This is a genomic window from Phreatobacter sp. GW821-FHT04C01 (genome assembly GCF_059420385.1).
This window is the reverse complement of record NZ_JBWKTP010000005.1, coordinates 368,515-390,310: the sequence shown is the minus strand read 5'-3', so window position 1 is coordinate 390,310 and position 21,796 is coordinate 368,515. Positions and strand designations below refer to the sequence as shown.

Annotated in this window: 20 protein-coding genes; 12 read left to right on the top strand and 8 right to left on the bottom strand. The window is 67.0% G+C overall.

From position 1 onward, the window contains the following. The first annotated feature begins 38 nt into the window (after positions 1 to 38). Genes AC07WJ_RS21185 through AC07WJ_RS21150 form a run of 8 tightly spaced genes read left to right on the top strand, consistent with a single transcriptional unit; the run spans position 39 to position 8,182 of the window. Positions 39 to 896, top strand: a complete 858-nt coding sequence (locus AC07WJ_RS21185; protein WP_494936623.1) for a branched-chain amino acid ABC transporter permease — start codon at positions 39 to 41, stop codon at positions 894 to 896. After that, a complete protein-coding gene (locus AC07WJ_RS21180) occupies positions 893 to 1,843 on the top strand; it encodes a branched-chain amino acid ABC transporter permease (RefSeq protein ID WP_494936622.1) in 951 nt (316 codons plus the stop codon). Before AC07WJ_RS21185 ends, AC07WJ_RS21180 begins: the two co-directional genes overlap by 4 nt. Next, positions 1,840 to 2,589 carry an ABC transporter ATP-binding protein gene (locus AC07WJ_RS21175; protein WP_494936621.1) on the top strand — a complete coding sequence of 250 codons (750 nt, stop codon included), beginning with the start codon at positions 1,840 to 1,842 and terminating at the stop codon, positions 2,587 to 2,589. The genes AC07WJ_RS21180 and AC07WJ_RS21175 overlap by 4 nt, the downstream gene beginning before the upstream one ends. Further along, on the top strand, positions 2,586 to 3,287 hold the full coding sequence (locus tag AC07WJ_RS21170; RefSeq protein WP_494936620.1) for an ABC transporter ATP-binding protein: 702 nt from the start codon (positions 2,586 to 2,588) through the stop codon (positions 3,285 to 3,287). Before AC07WJ_RS21175 ends, AC07WJ_RS21170 begins: the two co-directional genes overlap by 4 nt. A 30-nt stretch (positions 3,288 to 3,317) precedes the next feature. Continuing rightward, positions 3,318 to 4,556 carry a thiolase family protein gene (locus AC07WJ_RS21165; RefSeq protein WP_494936619.1) on the top strand — a complete coding sequence of 413 codons (1,239 nt, stop codon included), beginning with the start codon at positions 3,318 to 3,320 and terminating at the stop codon, positions 4,554 to 4,556. A 9-nt stretch (positions 4,557 to 4,565) separates the two neighbouring features. Beyond that, positions 4,566 to 6,116, top strand: a complete 1,551-nt coding sequence (locus AC07WJ_RS21160; RefSeq protein WP_494936618.1) for an AMP-binding protein — start codon at positions 4,566 to 4,568, stop codon at positions 6,114 to 6,116. A gap of 15 nt (positions 6,117 to 6,131) precedes the next feature. Further along, positions 6,132 to 7,673, top strand: coding sequence for an AMP-binding protein (locus AC07WJ_RS21155; protein WP_494936617.1), 1,542 nt, complete (start codon positions 6,132 to 6,134; stop codon positions 7,671 to 7,673). Between the two features lie 23 nt (positions 7,674 to 7,696). Next, a complete protein-coding gene (locus AC07WJ_RS21150) occupies positions 7,697 to 8,182 on the top strand; it encodes a GNAT family N-acetyltransferase (RefSeq protein WP_494936616.1) in 486 nt (161 codons plus the stop codon). Here AC07WJ_RS21150 and AC07WJ_RS21145 read toward each other — a convergent pair. Continuing rightward, a complete protein-coding gene (locus tag AC07WJ_RS21145; RefSeq protein ID WP_494936615.1) occupies positions 8,179 to 8,712 on the bottom strand; it encodes a P-loop nucleotide/nucleoside kinase family protein in 534 nt (177 codons plus the stop codon). The two genes, AC07WJ_RS21150 and AC07WJ_RS21145, sit on opposite strands and share 4 nt — an antisense overlap. Positions 8,713 to 8,849: 137 nt before the next feature. Then, complete coding sequence (locus AC07WJ_RS21140; protein WP_494936614.1) at positions 8,850 to 9,548, bottom strand: glutathione S-transferase family protein; 699 nt, start codon at positions 9,546 to 9,548, stop codon at positions 8,850 to 8,852. 121 nt (positions 9,549 to 9,669) lie between these two features. Here AC07WJ_RS21140 and AC07WJ_RS21135 point away from each other — a divergent pair, with 121 nt between their 5' ends. After that, positions 9,670 to 10,002: a winged helix-turn-helix transcriptional regulator gene (locus AC07WJ_RS21135; protein WP_494936613.1), complete on the top strand. Its 333-nt coding sequence runs from the start codon at positions 9,670 to 9,672 to the stop codon at positions 10,000 to 10,002. Between the two features lie 24 nt (positions 10,003 to 10,026). Here AC07WJ_RS21135 and AC07WJ_RS21130 read toward each other — a convergent pair whose 3' ends face one another. From AC07WJ_RS21130 to AC07WJ_RS21120, 3 genes are read right to left on the bottom strand one after another with little or no spacing between them, the layout of a single operon-like run. Beyond that, positions 10,027 to 11,586, bottom strand: a complete 1,560-nt coding sequence (locus AC07WJ_RS21130) for a DHA2 family efflux MFS transporter permease subunit (RefSeq protein ID WP_494936612.1) — start codon at positions 11,584 to 11,586, stop codon at positions 10,027 to 10,029. Beyond that, positions 11,558 to 12,052 (bottom strand): isoprenylcysteine carboxyl methyltransferase family protein, encoded by a 495-nt coding sequence (locus tag AC07WJ_RS21125; RefSeq protein ID WP_494936611.1) that lies wholly within the window; start codon positions 12,050 to 12,052, stop codon positions 11,558 to 11,560. Before AC07WJ_RS21125 ends, AC07WJ_RS21130 begins: the two co-directional genes overlap by 29 nt. Continuing rightward, on the bottom strand, positions 12,049 to 13,101 hold the full coding sequence (locus tag AC07WJ_RS21120; RefSeq protein ID WP_494936610.1) for a type III polyketide synthase: 1,053 nt from the start codon (positions 13,099 to 13,101) through the stop codon (positions 12,049 to 12,051). The genes AC07WJ_RS21125 and AC07WJ_RS21120 overlap by 4 nt, the downstream gene beginning before the upstream one ends. A 290-nt stretch (positions 13,102 to 13,391) precedes the next feature. Between AC07WJ_RS21120 and ada the strand changes: the two genes are divergently transcribed. Next, positions 13,392 to 14,513, top strand: a complete 1,122-nt coding sequence (gene ada, locus AC07WJ_RS21115) for a bifunctional DNA-binding transcriptional regulator/O6-methylguanine-DNA methyltransferase Ada (protein ID WP_494936609.1) — start codon at positions 13,392 to 13,394, stop codon at positions 14,511 to 14,513. Between the two features lie 22 nt (positions 14,514 to 14,535). Here the strand turns inward: ada and AC07WJ_RS21110 are convergent, their stop codons facing one another. Together AC07WJ_RS21110 and pdxR are read right to left on the bottom strand one after the other, a co-directional pair. Further along, on the bottom strand, positions 14,536 to 16,575 hold the full coding sequence (locus tag AC07WJ_RS21110) for a molybdopterin-containing oxidoreductase family protein (protein WP_494936608.1): 2,040 nt from the start codon (positions 16,573 to 16,575) through the stop codon (positions 14,536 to 14,538). A gap of 514 nt (positions 16,576 to 17,089) precedes the next feature. After that, positions 17,090 to 18,595, bottom strand: coding sequence for a MocR-like pyridoxine biosynthesis transcription factor PdxR (gene pdxR, locus AC07WJ_RS21105; protein ID WP_494936607.1), 1,506 nt, complete (start codon positions 18,593 to 18,595; stop codon positions 17,090 to 17,092). Between the two features lie 353 nt (positions 18,596 to 18,948). Between pdxR and AC07WJ_RS21100 the strand changes: the two genes are divergently transcribed. Then, positions 18,949 to 20,238, top strand: a complete 1,290-nt coding sequence (locus AC07WJ_RS21100; protein WP_494936606.1) for an MFS transporter — start codon at positions 18,949 to 18,951, stop codon at positions 20,236 to 20,238. 98 nt (positions 20,239 to 20,336) lie between these two features. Beyond that, the gene (locus AC07WJ_RS21095; protein WP_494936605.1) at positions 20,337 to 20,873 is read left to right on the top strand and encodes a hypothetical protein; all 537 of its coding nucleotides are present in this window, start codon (positions 20,337 to 20,339) and stop codon (positions 20,871 to 20,873) included. Positions 20,874 to 20,942: 69 nt separating this feature from the next. On the opposite strand, the gene AC07WJ_RS21090 is transcribed toward AC07WJ_RS21095, so the two are convergent. Beyond that, positions 20,943 to 21,548: a glutathione S-transferase gene (locus tag AC07WJ_RS21090; RefSeq protein ID WP_494936604.1), complete on the bottom strand. Its 606-nt coding sequence runs from the start codon at positions 21,546 to 21,548 to the stop codon at positions 20,943 to 20,945. Between the last annotated feature and the right edge of the window lie 248 nt (positions 21,549 to 21,796).

Sequence of the window (21,796 nt, the reverse complement as noted above, 5' to 3'; positions counted from 1 at the left end):
TTGCCTGATTTCGGCTTCGCCTTTCCAGGGCTTATCGCTTGTCCACCATCGTCATCGGCCTCAGCCTGAGTTTCCTTCTGTTCCTGCTCGCGGCGGGACTGACGCTCATTTTCGGCATGCTCGGCGTCATCAATTTCGCCCATGGCGCGCTCTACATGCTGGGCGCCTATGTCTGCTACCAGATCGTGCAATGGACCGGCTCGTTCTGGATCGGCCTGGCGCTGGCGCCGCTGGTCGTGGCCGTGCTCGGCGCGGCGATGGAGCGGCTGGCGCTCAAACCCGTCTATGACCGCGATCACGTCTACCAGCTGCTGCTGACCTTCGGTTTCATCCTGGTCATCGAGGAGGCCGTGCGGCTGGTCTGGGGCCTCGACTACAAGCAGGTGCCGACGCCGGACCTGTTCTCCCAGCCGGTCGCCCTGTTCGGCAGCCAGATCCCGTCCTACCGGCTGTTCATCATCGTCTTCGGCGCCGCCGTTTCGGCGCTGCTGTTCCTGGTCATCGACAAGAGCCGCTACGGCATGGTGATCCGGGCCACCAGTTCCGATTCCGACATGGCCGAGACGCTCGGCATCAATGTGTCGCGGGTGCGCACCCTGGTCTTCGCGCTCGGCTCGGGGCTCGCCGCCCTCGGTGGCGTGATCGCGGCGCCGCTCGTGCCGATCGAGCTCGGCATGGGCTTCAGCGTCATCATCGATTGTTTCGTGGTGGTCATCATCGGCGGCCTCGGCAGCATCCGTGGCGCGATCTTCGCGGCCCTGCTGCTCGGCATGGCGCGTGCGATCGGCTTTACCTATGCCGCCGAATGGGTCGACCTGATCACCTTCACGCTGCTCATCGTCACGCTGCTGACGCGGCCGGCCGGGCTGTTCAGCCGAAAAGGACGCGCGGCATGATCTCCTCTCGTCTCGGCCAGTTCATCATGGCCGCCGTCATCGCCGGCATGATCCTGGTGCCGCTCATCAGCCGCAGCGAAGAAAGCCTCAACCTGGTCAGCCTGATCCTGATCTGGGGTCTGTTCGCCGTCGGTTTCGACCTGATCTTCGGCCTCGCCGGCATGCTCTCCTTCGGCCACGCCGCGCTGTTCGGCGCCGGCGGTTATGCCTTGACCCTGTTGATGACCAAGGCCGGCCTCGGTTTCATGCCGGCGCTGGCCGGCGCGGGGCTTGCGGGGGCCGCCTTCGCCTTCGTGCTCAGCATCCTGGCGCTGCGCGTCTCGGGCCTGTTCTTCTCGCTCCTGACGCTGGCGCTCGCCCAGCTCGCCTATATCCTGGCCAGCACCAAGCTGCGCGCCTTCACCGGCGGGCTCGACGGCTTGCCCGGCGTGCCGCGGCCGGATCTCTTCGGCCTCGATTTCTACGACAACCGCACCTTCTATTATTTCCTGATCGTGGTGTTCCTGGCCGGCCTCGCGGTCATGGCGCTGCTGCGCGCCTCGCCGTTCGGCAAGGCCCTGCGCGCGATCCAGGCCAATGCCGTGCGCGCCGACCAGATCGGTTTCAACGTCCAGCGTCTGCGCCAATGCGCCTTCATGATCTCGGGGGCCTATGCCGGTATCGCCGGCGCGCTGCTGGCCTCGCTCATGTTCTATATCAGCCCGCAAATGCTGCATTGGACGACGTCGGGGGACGTCCTGATCATGACCCTGCTCGGCGGCAAGGGCACTTTGCTCGGGCCGGTGCTCGGGGTCGCGGTGTTCGAGCTTCTGAAGGAGGAGCTGAGCCAGGTTACCCAGCACTGGTACGGCATTCTCGGGCTGATCTTCATCCTCTGCACCATCCTTTTGCCCAACGGCATTGCCGGCCTGTTCGCCGGCCGCCGCGACAAGGGGGGCGTGCGATGACCGGCGGCTCCCTTCGCTGCGAAAATATCCAGGTGGCCTTCGGTGGCCTGAAGGCGGTTGCCGGCGTCAGCTTCGCCTTCGAGCCGAACCGGCTCTACGGCCTGATCGGTCCGAACGGCGCGGGCAAGACGACGCTGATGAACGCTCTGTCGGGCCATGCCACGCTCAGCGGCGGCAAGGTCTTTCTCGACGATCGCGACATCACCGGGCTGCCCATTCACGCGCGCACCCGCGCCGGGCTCGGCCGCAGCTTCCAGATCACCAAGATCTTCGCCGGCATGACCGTGCTCGAGAACCTCGAACTCGGCGCCTTCGCCCATCGCCACCGGGTCCAGCCGTTCTGGCTGCCGGCCGGCCGGTTTCCCCGGGTTCGGGAGGATGCCGAGCGGGTGCTGGAGCAGGTCGGGCTGACATCACTTGCCCGTGTGCCGGCCGAGAACCTGTCCCACGGCGACCAGCGGGCGCTGGAGGTCGGGCTGACCCTGCTTTCGGACCCGCGTGTGCTGCTGCTCGATGAGCCGCTCGCCGGCGTCGGCCACGACCGGCTCGAACAGGCGATCGGTCTGATCCGGCGGGTGGTCGCCGGGCGTACGGTGCTGCTGATCGAACACAACATGGACGTGGTGATGCAGGTCTCCGATGCGATCGTCGTGATGGTGCAGGGCCAGCTTCTGGCCTCGGGTTCGCCGGATCAGGTCAAGGCCAATCCGGCGGTCCGCTCGGCCTATCTCGGTGAAGACGCATGACCGCGCTCGTCCTCAGAGATTGCGACGTGTTCTACGGCAAGGCCCAGGCCCTGCACGGCGCCAGCATCGATGTCGGCGACGGCGAGGTGGTCTCGCTGATCGGCCGTAACGGTGCCGGCAAGAGCACGCTGTTGAAAGCGGCGATCGGCCTCAATCCCTTGGCGCGCGGACAGCGGCTGGTCGGCGGTCTCGATGCCAGCGCCATGAAGCCTTATCAACTCGGCCGGCTCGGCCTTGCCTTCGTTCCGGAAAACCGGCGGATCTTTCCCAACCTGACGGTCGAGGAAAACCTGACCATCGCCACGGTGATGGGGCGAACCGGCCCGTGGACCCTGAAGCGTGTCCACGACCTCTTTCCCAGGCTCGAGGAGCGCCGGCTGTCCGGCGGCGACACCTTGTCCGGGGGTGAGCAGCAGATGCTGGCCATCGGCCGCGGCCTCCTGACCAATCCGAAGGTCCTGCTGCTCGACGAGCCGACGGAAGGGCTGGCGCCGCTCATCGTCGAGACGCTGATCGAGGCGATCCGCATGATCAACGCCGAGGGCGTCGCCATCCTGCTGGTCGAGCAGAACCTGCGCGTGCCGCTGAAGCTCGCCCAGCGCCAGTTCGTCATCGACAACGGCCGCATGGTCTGGTCGGGAACGACCAGCGAACTGCAGGCCAATCGCGAACGCATCGAAAGCCTGATCAGCGTCTGAGACGCGCAATCCGCCTTGGAGGAGCTCCTGATGTCGGATGTCTATATTGTCGGCGTCGGCATGACCGCCTTCGGCAAGTTTCTCGACACGCCGTTGAAGGCGCTGGCAGGGACCGCGATCACCGAGGCCCTTGATGATGCCGGCCTGGCGCGCGACGCCGTCGAGGCAGCGTTTTTCGCCAATACCGCGCAAGGGGTGGTGGAAGGCCAGCACCTGGTCGCCGGCCAGATCGCGCTGCGCGATTTCGGCTTTCAGGGCATTCCGGTCACCAATGTCGAAAATGCCTGCGCCAGCGCCTCGACCGCGCTGAATGCGGCCTATGCCTATGTCAAGTCGGGCCAGGGCGATGTGGCCTTGGCCATCGGCGCGGAGAAGATGAACGCCGCCGACCGCGAGCGGTCCTTCGCGATCTTCGATGGCGCCTGGGATGTCCATAATGTCGACCGCACCATCGCCACCCTGACGGCGCTCGGCAAGGATCTGCCGTTGCCGGCGGGCGCTGGCCAGAACAGCGGCATGCGAAGCGTCTTCATGGACGTCTATGCCGCGCTGGCGCGTTTCCACATGCATCGCTTCGGCACGACGCAAGCCGATATCGCCGCGGTGGCGGCGAAGAACCACCGGCATTCCCAGCACAATGATAAGGCGCATTATCGCCAGCCGATGACGGTGGAGGAGGTGCTGGCGGCGCGCGAAATCTCCTGGCCGCTGACGCTGCCCATGTGCGCGCCGATCAGCGACGGCGCGGCCGCCGCGATCGTCTGTTCCGGCGAGAAGGCGCGCCAGCTCGGCCTCACCGGCCGTGCGGTCAGGATCGCCGCCTCGGTGCTGGCGACCGGCTCCGACCGGAGCCCTGAGGAGTTCGACCGGCATCTCTGCCGGCGTGCCGCCGACCGTGCTTATGCGATCGCCGGCATTGGTCCCTCCGACATCGATGTCGCCGAGGTTCATGACGCCAGCGCCTTCGCCGAACTGCAGCAGGTCGAACTGCTCGGCTTCTGCGATTTCGGCGAGGGTGGACGGCTTGCCCGCGAGGGCGCGACCACGCTTGGCGGCCGCATCCCGGTCAATGTCTCCGGTGGGTTGGAATCGCGCGGCCATCCGATCGGCGCCACCGGGCTCGCCCAGATCTACGAACTGGTCACCCAGCTGCGTCACGAGGCGGGCCCGCGCCAGGTCGAGGGCGCCCGTCTTGCCATTGCCGAGAACGGCGGCGGCTTCCACGGCATCGAGGAAGCGACCGCCTGTATCACCATTCTTCAGAGATAGAGGAACGCCATGCGCCTTATCGATTTCTTCGACCGTGGTGTCGCGCTCGATCCGGCTCGTCTCTGCCTGAAGGACGCGACCGTCGCGCGCAGCTTCGGCGACGTCCAGAAGCGCAGCTATCGCATCGCCAATGCGATCCACGGCCTCGGCGTCGGGCCCGAGCGCATGGCCGCGGTCTATAGCCCGAACGCCGCCGTCGCTTTCGAATGCGTGCTGGGCATTATCAGGGGCGCCAATGTCTGGGTGCCGATCAACGCCCGCAACGTGCCGGCCGAGAACGCCTATATTCTCGACAATTGCGATGTCGAGGTGCTCTTTTACCACAGCGAATTCGAGGACAATATCGCGCTGTTCCGCCGCGAATGCCCGAAGATCGCGCATTACATCTGCATCGACAAGGCCGGCGCCGGCGCGCCCTTCCTCGAAGATGTCATCACTGCCGCCGCCGAAACAGATCCCAACATTCCGGAGCGTCGCGACGCCCCGATCTCGATCTTCTCGTCCGGCGGCACGACCGGGCGACCGAAGGGCGTGCTTTGGACGAACCTGGTCTGGGAGACCATGATCGCCAATTTCTATGCGGCCATGCCGACGCGCAAACCGCCGGTTCATCTGGTCATCGCGCCGATGACCCATGCCGCCGGCGGCATCGGCATCATGCTGATGGCGGCCGGCGCGACGCAGATCATCCTGCCCGGCTTCGATGCGGCCAAGGTCGTCTCCGCCATCGAGACCGAGGGCGTCACGCACCTGTTCCTGCCGCCGACCGCGATCTATGTGCTGCTTGCCCATCCGGGCCTGCGCGACCACGATTTCTCGTCACTCGAACATTTCATCTATGCGGCGGCGCCGATGTCGGTCGAGCGGCTGAAGCAATGCCTCGACGTGTTCGGTCCGGTGATGAGCCAGACCTTCGGCCAGGCCGAGGCGCCGATGCTCTGCACCTATCTGTCGCCCGAAGACCACCTGGTGCTCGGCGACCCGGCACGCGAACATCGCCTGGCGAGTTGCGGCCGGCAGACCCTGCTGACCCCGGTGGGCATCATGGATGACGACGGCAAGCTCGTGGGGCCCGACGCGCGCGGCGAGATCGTCGTGCGCGGCAACCTGGTCATGCCCGGCTATTACAAGAACCCCTACGCCACCCGCGAGGTCTCCGGCCACGGCTGGCACCACACCGGCGATATCGGTTTCAAGGACAAGGACGGCTTCGTCTATATCGTCGACCGGAAGAAGGACATGATCATCTCGGGCGGCTTCAACGTCTATCCGAGCGAGGTCGAACAGGTGATCTGGGGCCATCCCGCCGTGCAGGACTGTGCCGTTATCGGCGTGCCCGACGACAAATGGGGCGAGGCGGTAAAGGCGGTGATCGAACTGAAGCCCGGCGCCAAGGTCGAGGCCGACGAGATCATCCAGCTGTGCAAGGACCGGGTCGGCAGCGTCAAGGCGCCGAAAAGCGTGGAGTTCTGGGACAGCCTGCCGCGCAGCCCGGTGGGCAAGGTGCGTAAGAAGGATATCCGCGAATCCTTCTGGAAGGGGCAGGCCCGCGCGGTCTGAGGGACGGGAGCCGCCATGAACATCGCCGAAATCCTGACGAATAGCGCAGCCGCCTTTGGTGAGCGGCCGGCGGTCTGCCATGGCGCGCGCACCCATCTGAGCTATCGCGCTCTGATCGGCCGAGCGCGTGGCGTCGCGCATTGGCTGCGGGGCGAGGGCTGCCTGCCGGGCGCCCGGGTCGGGCTCTATATGTCGAATTGCCCCGACTATTTCGAGTTCATGTTCGGTGCCTGGTTCGCCGGCTGCGCCACCGTGCCGATCAATGCCAAGCTGCATCCCAAGGAGCTCGGCTACATCCTGTCGAACAGCGGTGCCGACGTCCTGGTCGTGACGCCCGACCTCGCGGCCGATGCGCGGGCGATCGTGTCAGGTCAGCCCGTGCGGGTCGTCGAGGTCGGTGGTCCGGATCACGTCGCGATGATCGCCGATACGGCGGAGAGCGGTCTCGCGAGGCCGGCCGCTGTCCGGCCGGAGGATGTCGCCTGGCTGTTCTACACCAGCGGCACCACCGGGCGGCCGAAAGGCGCGATGCTGAGCCACCGCAACCTCTACAACATGACCTTGAGTTTCCTGGCCGATATCGCGCCGGTCGACGATCGCGATGCGGCGCTGCATCCAGCCCCGCTGTCTCACGCGGCCGGTCTCTTTTCGCTCGCCCATTTCGTCCGGGGGGCTGCCAATGTCGTGCCGGAAAGCGGCGGCTTCGACCCGGAGGAGATCGTCGATCTCGTCAACCGTTTCCCCGGGAGTTCGTTCTTCGCGGCGCCCACCATGGTCAATCGCCTCGTCGGCTCGCCGGCGATGACGCGGCTGAAGGTCGAGAACCTCGACCAGATCTTCTATGGCGGCGCGCCGATGTATGTCGAAGACCTCAAGGCGGCGCTGGTCCGCCTGGGGCCGCGGCTCTGGCAGGTCTATGGCCAGGGCGAGGCACCGTGCACCATCACCTACTTGCCGCCGCACATGCACATGGATACCGGCGACGGCCGGCGCGAGCAGCGGCTCGCTTCCGTCGGCATTGCCCGCAGCGGCGTCAGCGTACGGGTTGTCGATGAGGCCGGGGTGGATGTGCCGCCGGGCGTGAACGGCGAGGTGATCGTGACCGGCGACGTGGTCATGGCCGGTTATTGGAACAATCCCGAAGCCACTGCCCAGGCGCTGCGCGGCGGCTGGCTACACACCGGCGATATCGGCCAGTTCGACGAACACGGCTTCCTGTTCCTCAAGGATCGCTCGAAAGACGTGATCATCTCGGGCGGCTCGAATATCTATCCGCGCGAGGTGGAGGAGGTGCTGCTGCAGCACCCGGCCGTAGTCGAGGTCAGCGTCGTCGGCCGGCCTCATGCCGACTGGGGCGAGGAGGTCTTCGCCTTCGTCGTTGCCAATGCCGAGGGAGCGGTGACGGCCGCGGAGCTCGACGCCCATTGCATCGACAACATCGCCCGTTTCAAGCGGCCCAAGGCCTATCGTTTCATGGCCGCGTTGCCGAAGAGCAATTACGGCAAGATCCTCAAGACCGAGCTCCGCCAGATGCTCGATGAGACTTCCCCGCGCTAGCAAATCCGCGCTAGAGGCAGGCCATGATCATTCGCCCTGAACGGCCGGCCGATGCGGCCGCCATCCGCCGGATCCTCGAAGCGGCCTTTCCCGGACCAACCGAGGCGGGCCTCGTCGAGGATCTGCGCGCCGACGGCGACGCAGCCATCGCCTTGGTGGTGGAGGATGGCGCCGACATTGTCGGCCACGTCATGTTTTCGCCCATGGCAGCGCCATTCCGCGCCCTTGGTCTCGGACCGGTTGCGGTCGCACCGGCCCGGCAGGGAGCGGGCCTTGGCGCGAGCCTGATCCGACACGGCCTGGCCGAGGCGGCGGCGGCCGGTTGGCAGGGCGTCTTCGTGCTGGGGGATCCTGCCTATTATCGCCGCTTCGGTTTCGAGCCCGCGCTCGCCTCGGGTTTCGCCTCGCCCTATGCCGGACCGTATCTGATGGCGCTTGCCCTCGGCGCGCCCCTGCCGGCGAGCGCCGGCCAGGTCGACTATGCCCCGGCCTTCGGCCGGCTGGGTTAGGTTCGGCGACCGATCTCCCCGGCGATCAGTTGCGCAGCTTCGGCTGGCGTGGTGACGCCGGTATCGATGGTCAGCCGTGCCGCCGGCATGGCGGCCTCCGCGGCTTCGAACTGACCGCGAAGGTCGCGCAGCAAGCCAAGCGAGCGCAGCTTGCCGAAGGCGGCACGGTCGGCATTGGCGATCCTGGCGTCCTGGATCTCGGCCGAAGCGGTCAGCCGGACGAAGATCACCTCGCCGCCCGCGTCCGTTACCATGCGGCGGGTCCGTTCGGGAAAGTCGGGCGACACCGTCGCTTCCGGTTGAAAGGTGAAGATGGTCGAGCGGCCGGCCTTGGCGGCCTCATCGAAGGTCGCCAGCCAGAAAGCCTCGCGCAAGCGGACGAAGGGCTCGCTGCCGAAGGGAAAGACCGCGGCGACCGCATCGACGATCAAGTGATTGTGGAACAGCGCGAAGCCGGTGAGTGCGGCCAGGTCCCGCGCGATGGTCAATTTGCCTGCGGCGGGCGGGCCGTGGACGAAGACGAGCTGCATGCGACGATCTCGATGGCGAACGCCATCAATAGGACGGGGGGCTCGTGCCGGCAACGCGGTATCAAGCTCGCTTCCGGCCGGGGGCCCGACCCCGACCAGCCCGTTGGTCAGCACCACGCGGAGCGGGTGCGTGCCGTTCACGCCCCGAGGCGCGGCAGCAATTCCTCGATCGTCACATGGCTCAGGAACTGGCCGCTGCTTTCGACCGGCCGGTCGTCCTCGACGGCATGGGCGAAGATCACCGCCTTGTCGGCCTCCAGCCTCTGCAGATAGCCATGCAGGCGCGGATAGTCGCGGGCGAGATCGAACAGGCTGAGATCCTCGGCCCAGCGCGCGATGCCCACCAGATAGGCGTCGGCAACGGTCCTGTGGTCACCGACCAGCCAGGTCCGGTCGGCCATCAGGACGTCAAGCTGTCCCAGGCTATGGGCGGCCTTGTTGCGCCCCATGGTCCGCAGCATATCTTTCTCCGGCGCGCCGTCGGCCACCTTCAAGGCGCCCCAGGCGGGTGAGAAGGCGGCGTGCAATTCCGTGTGGAGGAAGGCCAGCGCCTGGTTCAGCCGGTCGAAGGCGCGCGTGCCCTGGGCAAAACCGAGCTTCCGATCGAGGTCGCATGCGGCGATATGATGCAGAACGGCCAGGCTCTCGCGAAGGGTTTCGCCATTCTCCAGAAGCAAAGCGGGGGTCTGCTGCGACGCATTGAAACGGGCATAGCCTTTCGGCCTGTCCAGCATGTCGATTCGGCAAAGACGATAGGGTTGGTTCGACCATTCCAATGCGACGATCGAGCCGAACGAGCAACCATGTGGGACACCGTAGAAAAGAACCGGTTCCATTGCGAAAATCCTTTTGAGTTGTGCGACGAGGAAAACGCGATGGATATGCGGTGACCGGATTTGTCTGTAAAGAAGGCACAATAATGTTGTGCGGTTACATTTTTTATACTGAGGTGGGGTGATGAAGGTCAGCTTGTCCGAATGTCCGATCGAAGATGCGATGCGCGTGCTCGGCGGGCGCTGGCGCAGCCTGGTGGTCTATTATCTGAAGGACGGGCCGAAGCGGTTCAGCGACCTGCGCCGGGACATGCCGAAGATTTCCCAGCGCATGCTGACGCTCGACCTGCGCGAGCTGGAGGCGATCGGCGTGGTGTCGCGCACGGTCTATCCCGAAGTGCCGCCGAGGGTGGAATATCGGCTGACCGATGACGGGCAGGCCCTGATGCCGGTCATCCATGCGCTCAGCGGCTGGTGGGCCGGCGTGGCGAAGCGCCGGAACGCCGAGGCCGCGTGACCGGGGTTGCCCGGCGGCGATGCCTCATTGCGCCGGCGGCCGGGTGAAGGCGAGGCTGGCGATCGCGGCGAGCGTGATCAGCGCCGCAAGCCCCCAGGCCTCGTTCATCGCATCGACGAAGGCGAGCCTTTCGATCATCGGCTGCAGCATCATCTTCATCTCGTCGCCGAGCGCGCCGATCCCGCCGCTGGCGACGATGTCGGGCGGCAGGCCGAGCGCTCGGGCGGTCGCGGCATCGCCGGCCCGCAGCTTTTCGACAAGGTCCGCCGCATGGATCGGAGCACGGCTGAAAATGACCGTGTCGATCAAGGCCAGCCCGATCGCGCCGCCGAGATTGCGCATCAGGTTGAACAGTCCGCTGGCATCCGGCACGGCCTCGGGCGCGAGGTGCCCCAGCGCCATGCGCGTCGGCGGCAGCAGACAGAACATGATGGCCGCGCCGCGAAGGACTTGCGGCCAGAACATCCCGGCATAGTCGGTTTCCGGCGTTTGAACGGCGCTGGCGCCAAGGCCAATGGCGAAGGCAAGGAAACCGAGCGCCGACAGGAGGCGGGCATCCATGCGCCGCTCCAGCACCACGGCGAGCGGCGCGGTGGCGAGCTGGGTGATGCCGGTCACCAGCATGATCGTGCCGATGGTGAACGCGCCATAACCATGGGCCACCGCCAGGAAGACCGGCATCATATAGACCGATCCGAACAGTCCGATGCCGAGCACGAAGCTCAGGATGCAGCCGACCGCGAAGGCGGGATCGGCCGATGTCCGCACGTTCACGATCGGCGACCGGCTTTTCAGGGTCCGGATGAGAAAGCCGGCAAGGGTCGCGGCCGACAGCCCCATGAGGCCGGCGACCGGCACAGACAGCCAGCCGCGCTGCGGCGCCTCTTTCAGGCCGAGGATCAGCGCGGCGAGGGCCGTGGCCATCAGCGCCAGCGCGGCCAGATCGAGATGGCGCGCCTGATCGAACGCGAGGGGGGCGACCGGCAGCAGCCGGATCGCCGCCAGCACGGCCACGAGACCGGGCGCGACGTTGATCAGGAACAGCCAGTGCCAGGACCAGGTTTCGGTGATCCAGCCGCCGACGATCGGTCCGACGGTGGGCGCCAGCACCGCCAGCACCCCGCCGATCGTGGTGGCGAGCCCCTGCTGGCGGTCCGGAAACAGCAGGAATACGGCGGAAAACACCGCAGGGATAAGCGTTCCGCCGGAAAAGCCCTGCAACAGGCGCCAGGCGATCAGAGCCGAAAAGTCTGGGCTCGCCGCGCAGCCGACCGAGGCGAGCGTGAACAGGGCGAGGGTCGAGACGAACAGCCAGCGCATGGTCAGCACGCGGGTGAGCAGGCCGGTCAGCGGAATGGCGATGACCTCGGCGATCAGATAAGCGGTCTGGACGTAGCTGACACGGTCGGGTTCGACCGCCAGCGCCGCCTGGATGGTCGGGATCGAAGTGGCGACGACCTGGACATCGAGGATCGCCATGAACATGCCGAGGCACATCATGGCGAAACCCATCCAGGTCCTCGCCGGGGCCGATGGTCTTTCGTCCAGGCTCTGACTAGCGAGCCGACTGTCTGAGCGCGACATTCTCAGCCTTGATGCGGATGACGAGGATCACGGCATTCAGAATCGAGAACAGGACGGCGTAGGAGACCAGCCCGAAGGCGAGCGGCAGGACCGCGATCTCGCCGGCCACTACCGCATAGTTCGGATGGGCCATGAAACGATAAGGACCGCGGCGGATGAGCGGGCGCCCGGAAGCCACGACGATACGCGTGGTCCAGCGCTCCCGGAGCGTCAGGAGCACCCAGCCGCGGCCGGCCTGCAGCAGGACGAAAAGGCCGAGCCAATAGGGCTGCACCGGCTGGTCGCGGGCGAGGAGCCACAGACCGCCGAGCCAGGCCGCATGCAGCGCCACGATGAGCGGATAATGCGCCGCACCGAACTCCGCGGCGCCCTGGTGGATGAGCCTTGCGGTGTTGCGCCGCGCGAACAGCAGCTCGGCCACGCGTTCGGCGGTGACGAGTGCCAGAATGACGACGGCGGCCGTCATGCCGCGCGCTTCAGCACCGCGCAGCTCGCCGTGAAGCCCGGCCCAAGCGCGGTCAGTGCGGCGCGCCGGGGCAGGCCCGCCTCGAGTGCGCGCTCGAGCACGAACAGCACCGATGGCGCGGACATGTTGCCATATTCGCTCAGCACCTCGCGCTCATGGTCGAGGCTGCCCTGGCCGAGCGCCAGCGCATGTTCCAGCGACTGAATGACGCGCGTGCCGCCGGGGTGACAGATGAAACGGTCGACGGCCTGGCCGTCGAGGCCGGCCCGGCCGAGGATGCCCGAGATCGCGCCGGCGATATTGGCTTCGACGAAAGGAGGGATGGCCTGGGAGAAGACGACGCCGAAGCCCTGACCGTCGAGTTTCCAGCCCATGATGTCGAGCGTATCCGACCAGCAATGTTCGCCCGAGGCTTCGACCGTGGCGATGCCGTCCGGGCCGGCGCGCAGCACGCAGGCCGCCGCCCCGTCGCCGAACAGCGCGGTGGCGACGATATTGGCCTTGGTCAGATGATCCAGCCGGAAGGCGAGGCTGCAGACCTCGACGGCGACCATGAGCACATGGGTTCCGGGCCGCGCCCTGGCGAGTTCGCTCGCCAGCGACAGGCCGGTGACGCCACCTGCGCAGCCGAGCCCGAACACCGGCACCCGCCGTGCGTCGTCGCGAAACCCCATGGCCTTGGCGGCGCGCGCCTCGAGGCTGGGGGTCGAGATGCCGGTCGAGGATATCGTCACGATGCAGTCGATGTCGCGGGCGCCGATGCCGGCGGCCTCGATGGCCTGGCTCGCCGCGTCGATGAACAGCCGTCCCGCCCCCTCCAGGAAGGCCTCCGTGCGTTCCGGCCAGCCGCGCGGTTCGAAAAACCAGTCGAGCGGCTTGACCGCATGGCGCTTGCGAATGCCGGCGCTGGCGAAGACGCCCGCCATGCCGCCGAAGCCGGGATAGCGCGGGCCGAACACTTCACGCGCGGCCGCGGCCACGTCACGCTGCAGCAGCACATGTTCCGGCACTGCCGTGCCGATCGAGACCAGCTTGACCGCGCGATCCATGGAAGGCGTCCTGGAACCCGGCCGGAGGGGCATGTCCCTCGACATTCCTTAGCTTTGTCACGGCGGGTTCCGGTGCAATCCGTGTCACGGCATGTTGATCGCGATGGGCCGCCGGGACGAGGCATGCACCCGCGCAGGAAACGGGTGGCATCTGGGCGCATGGACGCCGACATAGGAGGCGCGTCCGGCATTTCGAATTTGAAAGCAAGCCCCGGAGTGTGGTGCGCGCGGCGGATCGCTAGATCGGTGACAGGACGACAATGAGCCACCGGAAACAGAGGATCGACGCCATGTTCAGTGCAACGACATTGGAGCCCGCCAAGGCGGCGGAACCGGTTGCCGAGGCGCGGGAGGCGGCCGCCGTACCGACCGCCGCCGACCCGCGCTGGCAGGCCGTGCTGGCGCGCGACCGCGCCTTCGACGGCAGCTTCGTCTATGCCGTCAAGACAACCGGCATCTACTGCCGGCCGTCCTGTGCGTCGCGCCACGCCAAGCCCGCCAATGTCGTTTTCCATCCGACCTGCGAGGCCGCTGCCGGGGCGGGCTTTCGGCCTTGCCTGCGCTGCAATCCCGACGGGGCGGGCCTTGCCGAGCAGCATGCCGCCGTCATCGCCGAGATCTGTCGCTTCATCGAGGCGGCGGAAGAGGCGCCGCAACTGGAGGTGCTCGCCCGCAAGGCGGGCATGAGCCCGTTTCATTTCCATCGCCTGTTCAAATCGATCACCGGTGTGACGCCCAGGGCCTATGCCAGCGCCTGGCGGGCCGAACGGGTGCGTTCCGAGCTGGCCAGGCCCGGCACCAGCGTGACCTCGGCGATCTATGGCGCCGGCTTCAATTCGAACGGCCGCTTCTACGAGACATCGAATGAGGTGCTCGGCATGAAACCCACCGACTATCGCGCCGGCGGCACCAATACCGAGATCCATTTCGCCATTGGCGAGTGCTCGCTCGGTGCTATCCTGGTGGCGCGCAGTGAGCGCGGCGTCTGCGCCATCCTGCTCGGCGACAATCCGGACACCCTCGCGCGCGACCTTCAGGATCGCTTTCCGCAGGCCAGCCTGATCGGCGGCGATGCCGCGTTCGAAAGCCTGGTCGCCAAGGTGGTCGGCTTCGTCGAGGCGCCGGCGCTGGGTCTCGACCTGCCGCTCGACGTGCGCGGCACGGCGTTCCAGCAGCGCGTCTGGCAGGCCTTGCGCGATATTCCGGCCGGCGAGACGGTGAGCTATTCCGATATCGCCAGGCGGATCGGCGCGCCGAAATCGGTGCGGGCGGTGGCCCAGGCCTGCGCCGCCAACACCATCGCGGTGGCGATCCCCTGCCACCGCGTCGTCAGGAATGACGGCGCGCTGTCAGGCTATCGCTGGGGCGTCGAGCGCAAGCGCGCGCTGATCGACAAGGAGAACGCGGCTTGAGCGGCGGCCGCACGTGTCCGCCTCAGGCGCGCGCGGTCGGCGGATCCCAGGCTTCGATGTCGAGGAAGGTGCTCTGGTAGCAGGCGCCTTCGCCGATATCGGTCAGCCGGTCGGAACAGAGCATGTTGATCGTGCCGTCGACCGCCTCCGAGCCAGGCCGCTGGCCGGGCACCAGGATGACACCCTCGGCGATTTCTTCGCCGACGCGCAGGATCAGGCCGACGGAAGCCCGGTCATTGTGCAGCCGGACCTTCTGGCCTTCGGCGAGATTGCGCCTGGCGGCATCGCCCGGATTGAGCACGCAGAACGGCTCGCCCTCGCGGTTGCGCAGGAACGCGACGCCGGAATAGGCGGTGTGCGGCTGGAAATAGGACGGTGCGGTGAGCAGCCTCAGCGGCCAGCGCGCGGCATCGCGCTCCTCCTCGGCATCGGGCTGCCAGTCGGGCAGGGGCGGCAGGCCCTGTTCGGCGAGCGCCGCCGAATAGATCTCGAGCTTGCCCGACGGGGTGCGGAATTCCTGCCCGCCTGACGGCGCGACCTTGATCGGCCCGCCGCCGACCACCTCGTCCGGGTCGACGGCGGCGACCGCGCCGGTCGCGCCGCGGAAGAATTCCGGCAGGATCTCCCGCTCGCTCATCCGGAACACCGGATCGGTCAGGCCCATGCGCTGGGCCAGTGCCTGGGCAAGGCGGAAATTCGACCAGGCCTCGCCCTGCGGCGCGATGGCCGCCGGTGCATATTGCATGTAATAGGCGCCATAGGCGCGGTAGAAGTCCTGGGTTTCCAGATAGGTGGTGGCCGGCAGCACGATGTCGGCATAGAGCGCCGTGTCGGTCATGAACGGGTCGTGCACCACCACGAACAGGTCCTCGCGCGACAGGCCGGCGCGCACCTTGTTGGCTTCCGGGCAGGTGACCGCCGGATTGTTGGCGGCGATCAGGATCGCCCGCAGCGGCGGGTCGTCGAGGTTGAGGAGATCCTCGCCGAGCTTCAGGTGATTGATCTGGCGCGCGGTCGCCGGGCCCGAGGGCTTTTTCACGAAGCCGAACTTGAAGTCCATCGAGGCAGCGGTCATCAGGAGCGCGCCGCCACCCTTGCGGCCATAAGCGCCGGTGACCGCCGGCAGGCTGGCGACCGCGCGCAGCGCCTGGCCGCCGCGTGCGAGCCGGGTCATGCCTTCGCCGATGCGGATGAACGAACGCCTGGCGGCACCGTACATGGCGGCGAGCTTTTCGATATCCGCGACGGCGAGGCCGGTAATGGCGGCGGTGTGCTCCGGCGTGAAGCGCGGCACCACCTCATGCTCCCATCGGTCGAAGCCGAGCGTATGGCGCTGCAGATAGTCGCGGTCGCACAATCCGTCGCGCACCAGGATATGGACGATGCCCAGCACCAGCGCCGCATCGGTGCCAATGCGGATCGGCAGATGCCAGTCGGCGCTGGCCGCGGTGCGGCTGCGCCGGGGGTCGATGACCACGACCTTGACGCCCTTCTTGCGGATGGCCTCGACCTTGGCCCAGAAATGCACATTGACCGCCATGAGGTCGCAGCCCCAGGCGATGACGAGGTCGGAATCGACGACCGTCTCCGGGTCGGCGCTGCCGACCGGGCCGAGCGTCAGGTCCCAGGCTGTTTCGCAGCAGGTGTCGCAGACCGTGCCCGCCTGCAGGCGGCTTGCGCCGAGCGCATGGAACAGGCCGTTGACGATGTGCCGGTTCATCTGGCCCTGGTGCGCGCTATAGGCGTAGCCGAGCAGCGCTTCCGGCCCCGATTCGGCGATGATCGTCTTCCAGCGGCTGGTGATCTCGCCGAGCGCGGCATCCCAGCTGATCGGTTCGAACTGGCCCGAGCCCTTGGGGCCGGTGCGGCGGAGCGGCGTGGTCAGGCGGTCCGGCGAGTGGACAAGTTCAGCATCGCGATTGACCTTGGCGCAAGCAAATCCGGCGGTATAGGGCTGATCCGGATCGCCCTGCACGCGGATCACCCTGTTGCCCTCTACATGGGCGATCAGCGAGCACATGTCCGGGCAGTCATGGGCGCAGACGACACGAACCGTTTCCATCGGAGAGCCCTCGGGACGTTGGACCGCCTTTGCCGTGGCAGGGGCGGAGCTTTGCCATGGTCGAAGTTTTGGGCGGGGAGGGGGGACGCGCAACGACCACTTCCCGGCGCGGCGGCGAACCACTTGGGGCGAGGCCGGATATTCGGAGGGGAGGCATGGGCGCAGCGAAGGGGGGACCGAAGCGACCCTCTCCCAAAGGGAGAGGGGGGGCCGGAGGACCCGGGTGAGGGGCGCAAGTACCGAGAATTGACAGGAGTGCTCGTCGCGCATGCCGTTTCATCCGGAGATGGACGACCCCTCACCCGGCGCCTGACGGCGCCCCCCTCCCTTTGGGAGAGGGTTGATTCAACAGCGCTTTTCCTGACTGCCGGCATCACCGCTTGCGCGTCGCCCACAAGACCAGGACGCAGAGGATCGCGATCGCCAGCATGGCGATCGACTTCATCTCGTCGGGCATGTCGAGATACCACGAACGCACTGTCATTCCCCCATTCGGAACGGCGTCAGGCGCCGGTCACGACGCTTTGCGTCGCGCCACCGCCAGCGTCGCCCGCGCAAGATTGGCCGATGCGGCGCGGAGCTGGTGCATGTCGAAGCCGGAATAGCCGAGGACCAGGCCGCTGCGGGCCTCGGCCTCGAGGTAGAGCGGACTGACCGGTTTGACCACCACGCCGGCGCGGCGCGCTTCGGCGGTGACGGCGATGTCCGAAATGGCTTCGTGGAAATGCAGCACCAGCTGGATGCCGCATTCCGGCACCTCGATCTCGACGAGGTCGCCGAGCTCCTTGGTGATCGATTCCACCACCACGTCGCGCGCCTCGCGGTAGCGCTGGCGCATGCGCCTGATGTGGCTGGTCAGGAAGCCCTGGCGCATGAATTCGGCGACGATCGTCTGATGCGGGGTCGGCGGCTGCCGGTCGGCCAGATAGCGGGCCGCCTTGAAAGCCGGGATGAGACTTTCCGGCAAGACGGCAAAGCCGAGGCGGATGCCGGGGAACAGGATCTTGCTCAGCGTGCCGACATAGATGACGCAGCCGTCGCGATCGAGCCCCTGAAGCGAGGCGAGCGGCCGGCCGACATAGCGGAATTCGCTGTCGTAATCGTCCTCGATGATCCAGGCCCCGCTCTTGGCCGCCCAGGCGATCAGGTCGAGCCGGCGGGCCATGGACATGACCGAGCCGGTCGGGAACTGATGCGAGGGCGTGACATAGACGGCGCAGGCGCGAGGGGCCCTGGCGATGCCTTCATGGACCATCAGGCCGTCGCCGTCGACCGGCACGGGGACGAGCTTTGCTCCCGCCGCGACCAGAGCGGCGCGGGTCGCATAATAGCCGGGGTCCTCGACCCAGACCGCGGCGCCTGGATCGATCAGCAGGCGGAGCGACAGGTCGATCGCCTGCTGGGCGCCGGACAGAATGATGATCTGCTCTGGATCGCATTGCACGGCGCGCGCCGCCCGCAAATATTGCGCGACCTCGTTGCGCAAATCGTATTCGCCTGCCGGATCGGCATAACCGAGATTGACCGGATTGAACCGGCGCATTTCCTGGGCGCCGATCCGTCGCCAGGCCTCGACCGTCACTGCGTCGATCGAGCAGCAGCCGGTGCCGAACGCCATGTGTTCGGTGACGGTGAGATGGGGCGACACCTCCGCATAGCGTTCGCCGGCCTGCGAGAGCTTTCTCCGGTCGGACTTGCGCAGCGTCGTCGCCGGTGGTTGCGAGGCGACGATGGCCTGCGGCACGTCATGAGAGACATAGGTTCCCGAGCCGGCCTGGCCGGCGACATAGCCCTCGGCGATCAACTGCTCATAAGCCGTCAGCACCGAGGTGCGCGAGACGTCGAGCCGGTCGGCGAGCTGCCGGGTCGAGGGCAGGCGGCTGCCGGGCGACAAGGCATTCGAAACGATCGCCGCGCGCAGCATCAGATAGATCTGCTGGAACAGCGGCCGATCGCTCCGCGGATCGATCTCGAGATCGAGAAATTCCGCCCATTTCGCTCGTGTCGTGGATGTCGGCATTGGTCTGGTCGGTCAAGCGATCGGGGCCCGGTCGCCAGACCAGTTTGCGACTGGTGAAAGGCGGATGCAAGCATCCTGGTCGCGCTCAGCGGATGTGGCCGTCCTGTGCCGATCGGTTTTTGCTGGCGGCATCTACGGGAGCTGGAGCAAGGCGTCTCGATCTGCCCGCCAGGCTGGCGGACCAGCCCGGCGAGACGATCGTCGATAGCGGGCTCGCCGGTCCCGTGGAGGCCATCATGCCGGGGGGCACCGCCCCGGCAGCCGAGGTTTTCGTCACGAAAAGTGATTGCGTATTATTTGATGTAGCAACTATGAGTAAGGCATGAGGCGGTGATGCCTTCGACGGAAATGGCATGATGATACGGTCCCACGCTGTCCTGCTGGCAGCCATTGCAGTGTCGGCCGTCAGTCAATCTTCGATCTTCGCGGTGTTGCCGCCACTGGCGCGCGACATCGGCCTCTCGGATATCCAGATCGGGTCGATCGCCTCGATCGCAGCCTTCTGCTTCGTTGCTTTCGCGCCGTTTCTCGGCAGCCTTAGCGAGCGTCGCGGTCGCGTCCCCTTTGTCGTCATCGGCCTCGTCGCGGCCATCGCCACAAACCTGATCTTCGCGCTGGCGCTTTGGGCCGGGCTTGCCGGCGGGCTCGCCGCCGCGACCGTCTACGGCCTGCTGCTCGGCTCGCGCATTCTGCTGAATATCAGCTGGGGCGGCATGTTTCCCGCGGCTTTCGCCTATATGGCCGATGCCGTGCCCGTCGCCCGCCGCAGCACGGGGGCGGCGCTCCTCGGCGCGGCCTTCGGACTTGGATCGATCGTCGGGCCGTCGGTGGCCTGGGCGCTGACGCCCTTCGGCACGACCGCGCCGTTCATCGGCATAGCCGGGCTTTCGTTCGTGAGCCTGATCGCGGTCCTCCTGCATCTGCGCGAGGTGAAGCCGGCCGCCCCGGCCGCCCATGACGGCGCTGCCGCATCGGCCGGGCAGCTGGCGGCGGATGGTTTTGCCCAGGCCTTCATGCGGCTCTGGCCCTATTTGCTGATCGGTGCCGCCGCGGCGATGGCCACCATCATGTTGCAGCAGCTCACCGCCTTCCGGTTGCAGGATCAATATGCTTTGACCGCCGGCGCGGCGACGCGTCATGCCGGCTTGGCCTTGACCGGCTTGGCGATCGCGACGGTGGCGGCCCAGAGTTTCGTCATCTGGCGCGGCGAGGGCTGGAGGCCGGTCTCGCTGCTCTGGCTCGGCGTCGGTGCGGCCGTGGCCGGCAGCGCCGGCTTCGCGCTGGCCGGGCTCGCGCCGCCCCCCTGGGGCACGCTCTCGCTTGTCCTGCAATGCGCCCCGCTGGCCGTGCTGGGAGCGGGTATCGGCCTGGTCCTGCCGAGCAATGCCGCCGCCGTCATGCTGGCGACCGGCGGGCATTCGCAGGGGCGGGCGGCCGGGCTCCTTAACGCCGCGCTGGGCGCCGGAACCATGGCTGGACCGCTCATTGCGACCGCAGTCTACCGCTTGAATCCCTTTGCCCCTTTTGCGATGGCTTCGGGCCTGCTCTGCCTCGCGCTGGCGACCGCAATCTGGTTGCGGTTGCGCAGGCCGCCATCGGACCTGAACCTTTCCGGCGCTTGCGCCGACCCATCCGCCAAGTGACAGTGTCGGCGCGCGGATTTTCCGGCGGCCTGATGGACGAGGTGCGGTGAATGAATCCTGGCATGAACGACAAGGGCCGCCGTCGCGGTCATGCCGTCTTGACGATGCGTGCAGGCCTGGTCTTCGGCGCGCTGGCGGTCGCCGTCACCTCGGCCGCGGCGCAGCCCGAACGGCGCGCGGATCCGCTGCGCGACCTGCTGAGCGCCGGCACCTCGGGCCGGCTCTGTTACGCCCGCTCCTATCAGGCCGGTCATCTCGCCGAGCATCCGCAGCAGCGGGTCACCGCGATGACGCTGTCGCTGAAGCGTGGACGGGCCTCACCGGCCGAATTCCAGGTTTTCGTCACCGTGCGTGGCGACCGCGATCTCTGGAGTGCCGCCGGCGAATGCGCGGCCGGCGGCGCCATCGTCTGTTCGGTCGAATGTGACGGCGGCGGTTTTTCGATCGCCGGCAATGCCACGCCGCAGACGGTGCTGCTCAACCTCGAGCAACCTCACGGCCGGATCAGCATGAACGGCTGTGACGGCGGCGAGCGGGAGCTCGAGGCCGGCGCCGACGACCGCCGCTTCCGGCTCGACCGGGTGGCCAATGCGGTTTGCGACGCGGCGGCACGGCGTGCCGGCGCGGCGAGATAGCGCGGCTGGCACGGGCTTGCGCCGCCACGGTCTGGCCGTGGCGGCTGGTATCGCGGTCGCGGCCGGTGATTACGCGGTCGGCTGCGTCGCCTGCATCGACGGACGCGTGCTGAATGCGGCGTACCAGGCAGCGGTCTTGGGATGGTCCGCGCGCCAGTCATAGTCGGGGAAGCGGAAGTCGAGATAACCGAGCCCGCAGCCGAAGGTGATGGTGCCGATATCGACCCGCCGGCCGAGTTCCGGCGCGAGCTTTTCCAGGCGGTCGAGGGCGTCGGTGATCTTGCCCATCTGGCCCTTTTCCCAATCGGCCCAGTAGAGCTCCTTCGGCCGGGCCACCCGCTCGTAGCGGATCAGCAGCGCCGCGCCGAGCAGGCCGTCGCCCATGGCCTGTTCGGTCAGAAGCGTCCAGCGCTGCTTGCCCGAGCCGAACATGGTGCCGCCGCCCTCGGCGTCGAGATATTCGCAGATCACCCGGCTGTCATAGAGCGCTTCGCCGTCGTCGGTGAAGAAGGTCGGCACCTGGCCGAGCGGATTGTCGGCGCGGATATTGGCATCGCGAACCACCGGTCCCGCCGCGCTGGCGAGCTTTTCGATGCGCTCGGTGAGGCCGAGCTCGTGGGCGATCACCATGCACTTCCGCACGAAGGGCGAGGCGGGCGAGAAATAGATCTTCATGGACGCGTTTCCTCAGGGGGCAAAAAGGGCTGGCTTGCATTCGGGTCAGCCGTCCTTCGAGGCTCGCTGCGCTCGCACCTCAGGATGAGGGCTGCAGAGCGTTGCAGTTCTCGCTGTGCGAGATGCGCACTGAGAATTGCGCTTCGCCAGCAACGCTGCTGCAATTCTCACCACCCCTCATCCTGAGGTGCGAGCGCAGCGAGCCTCGAAGGACGGCTAACGGGTGTGCAGGGTCTAAGCGAGATCTC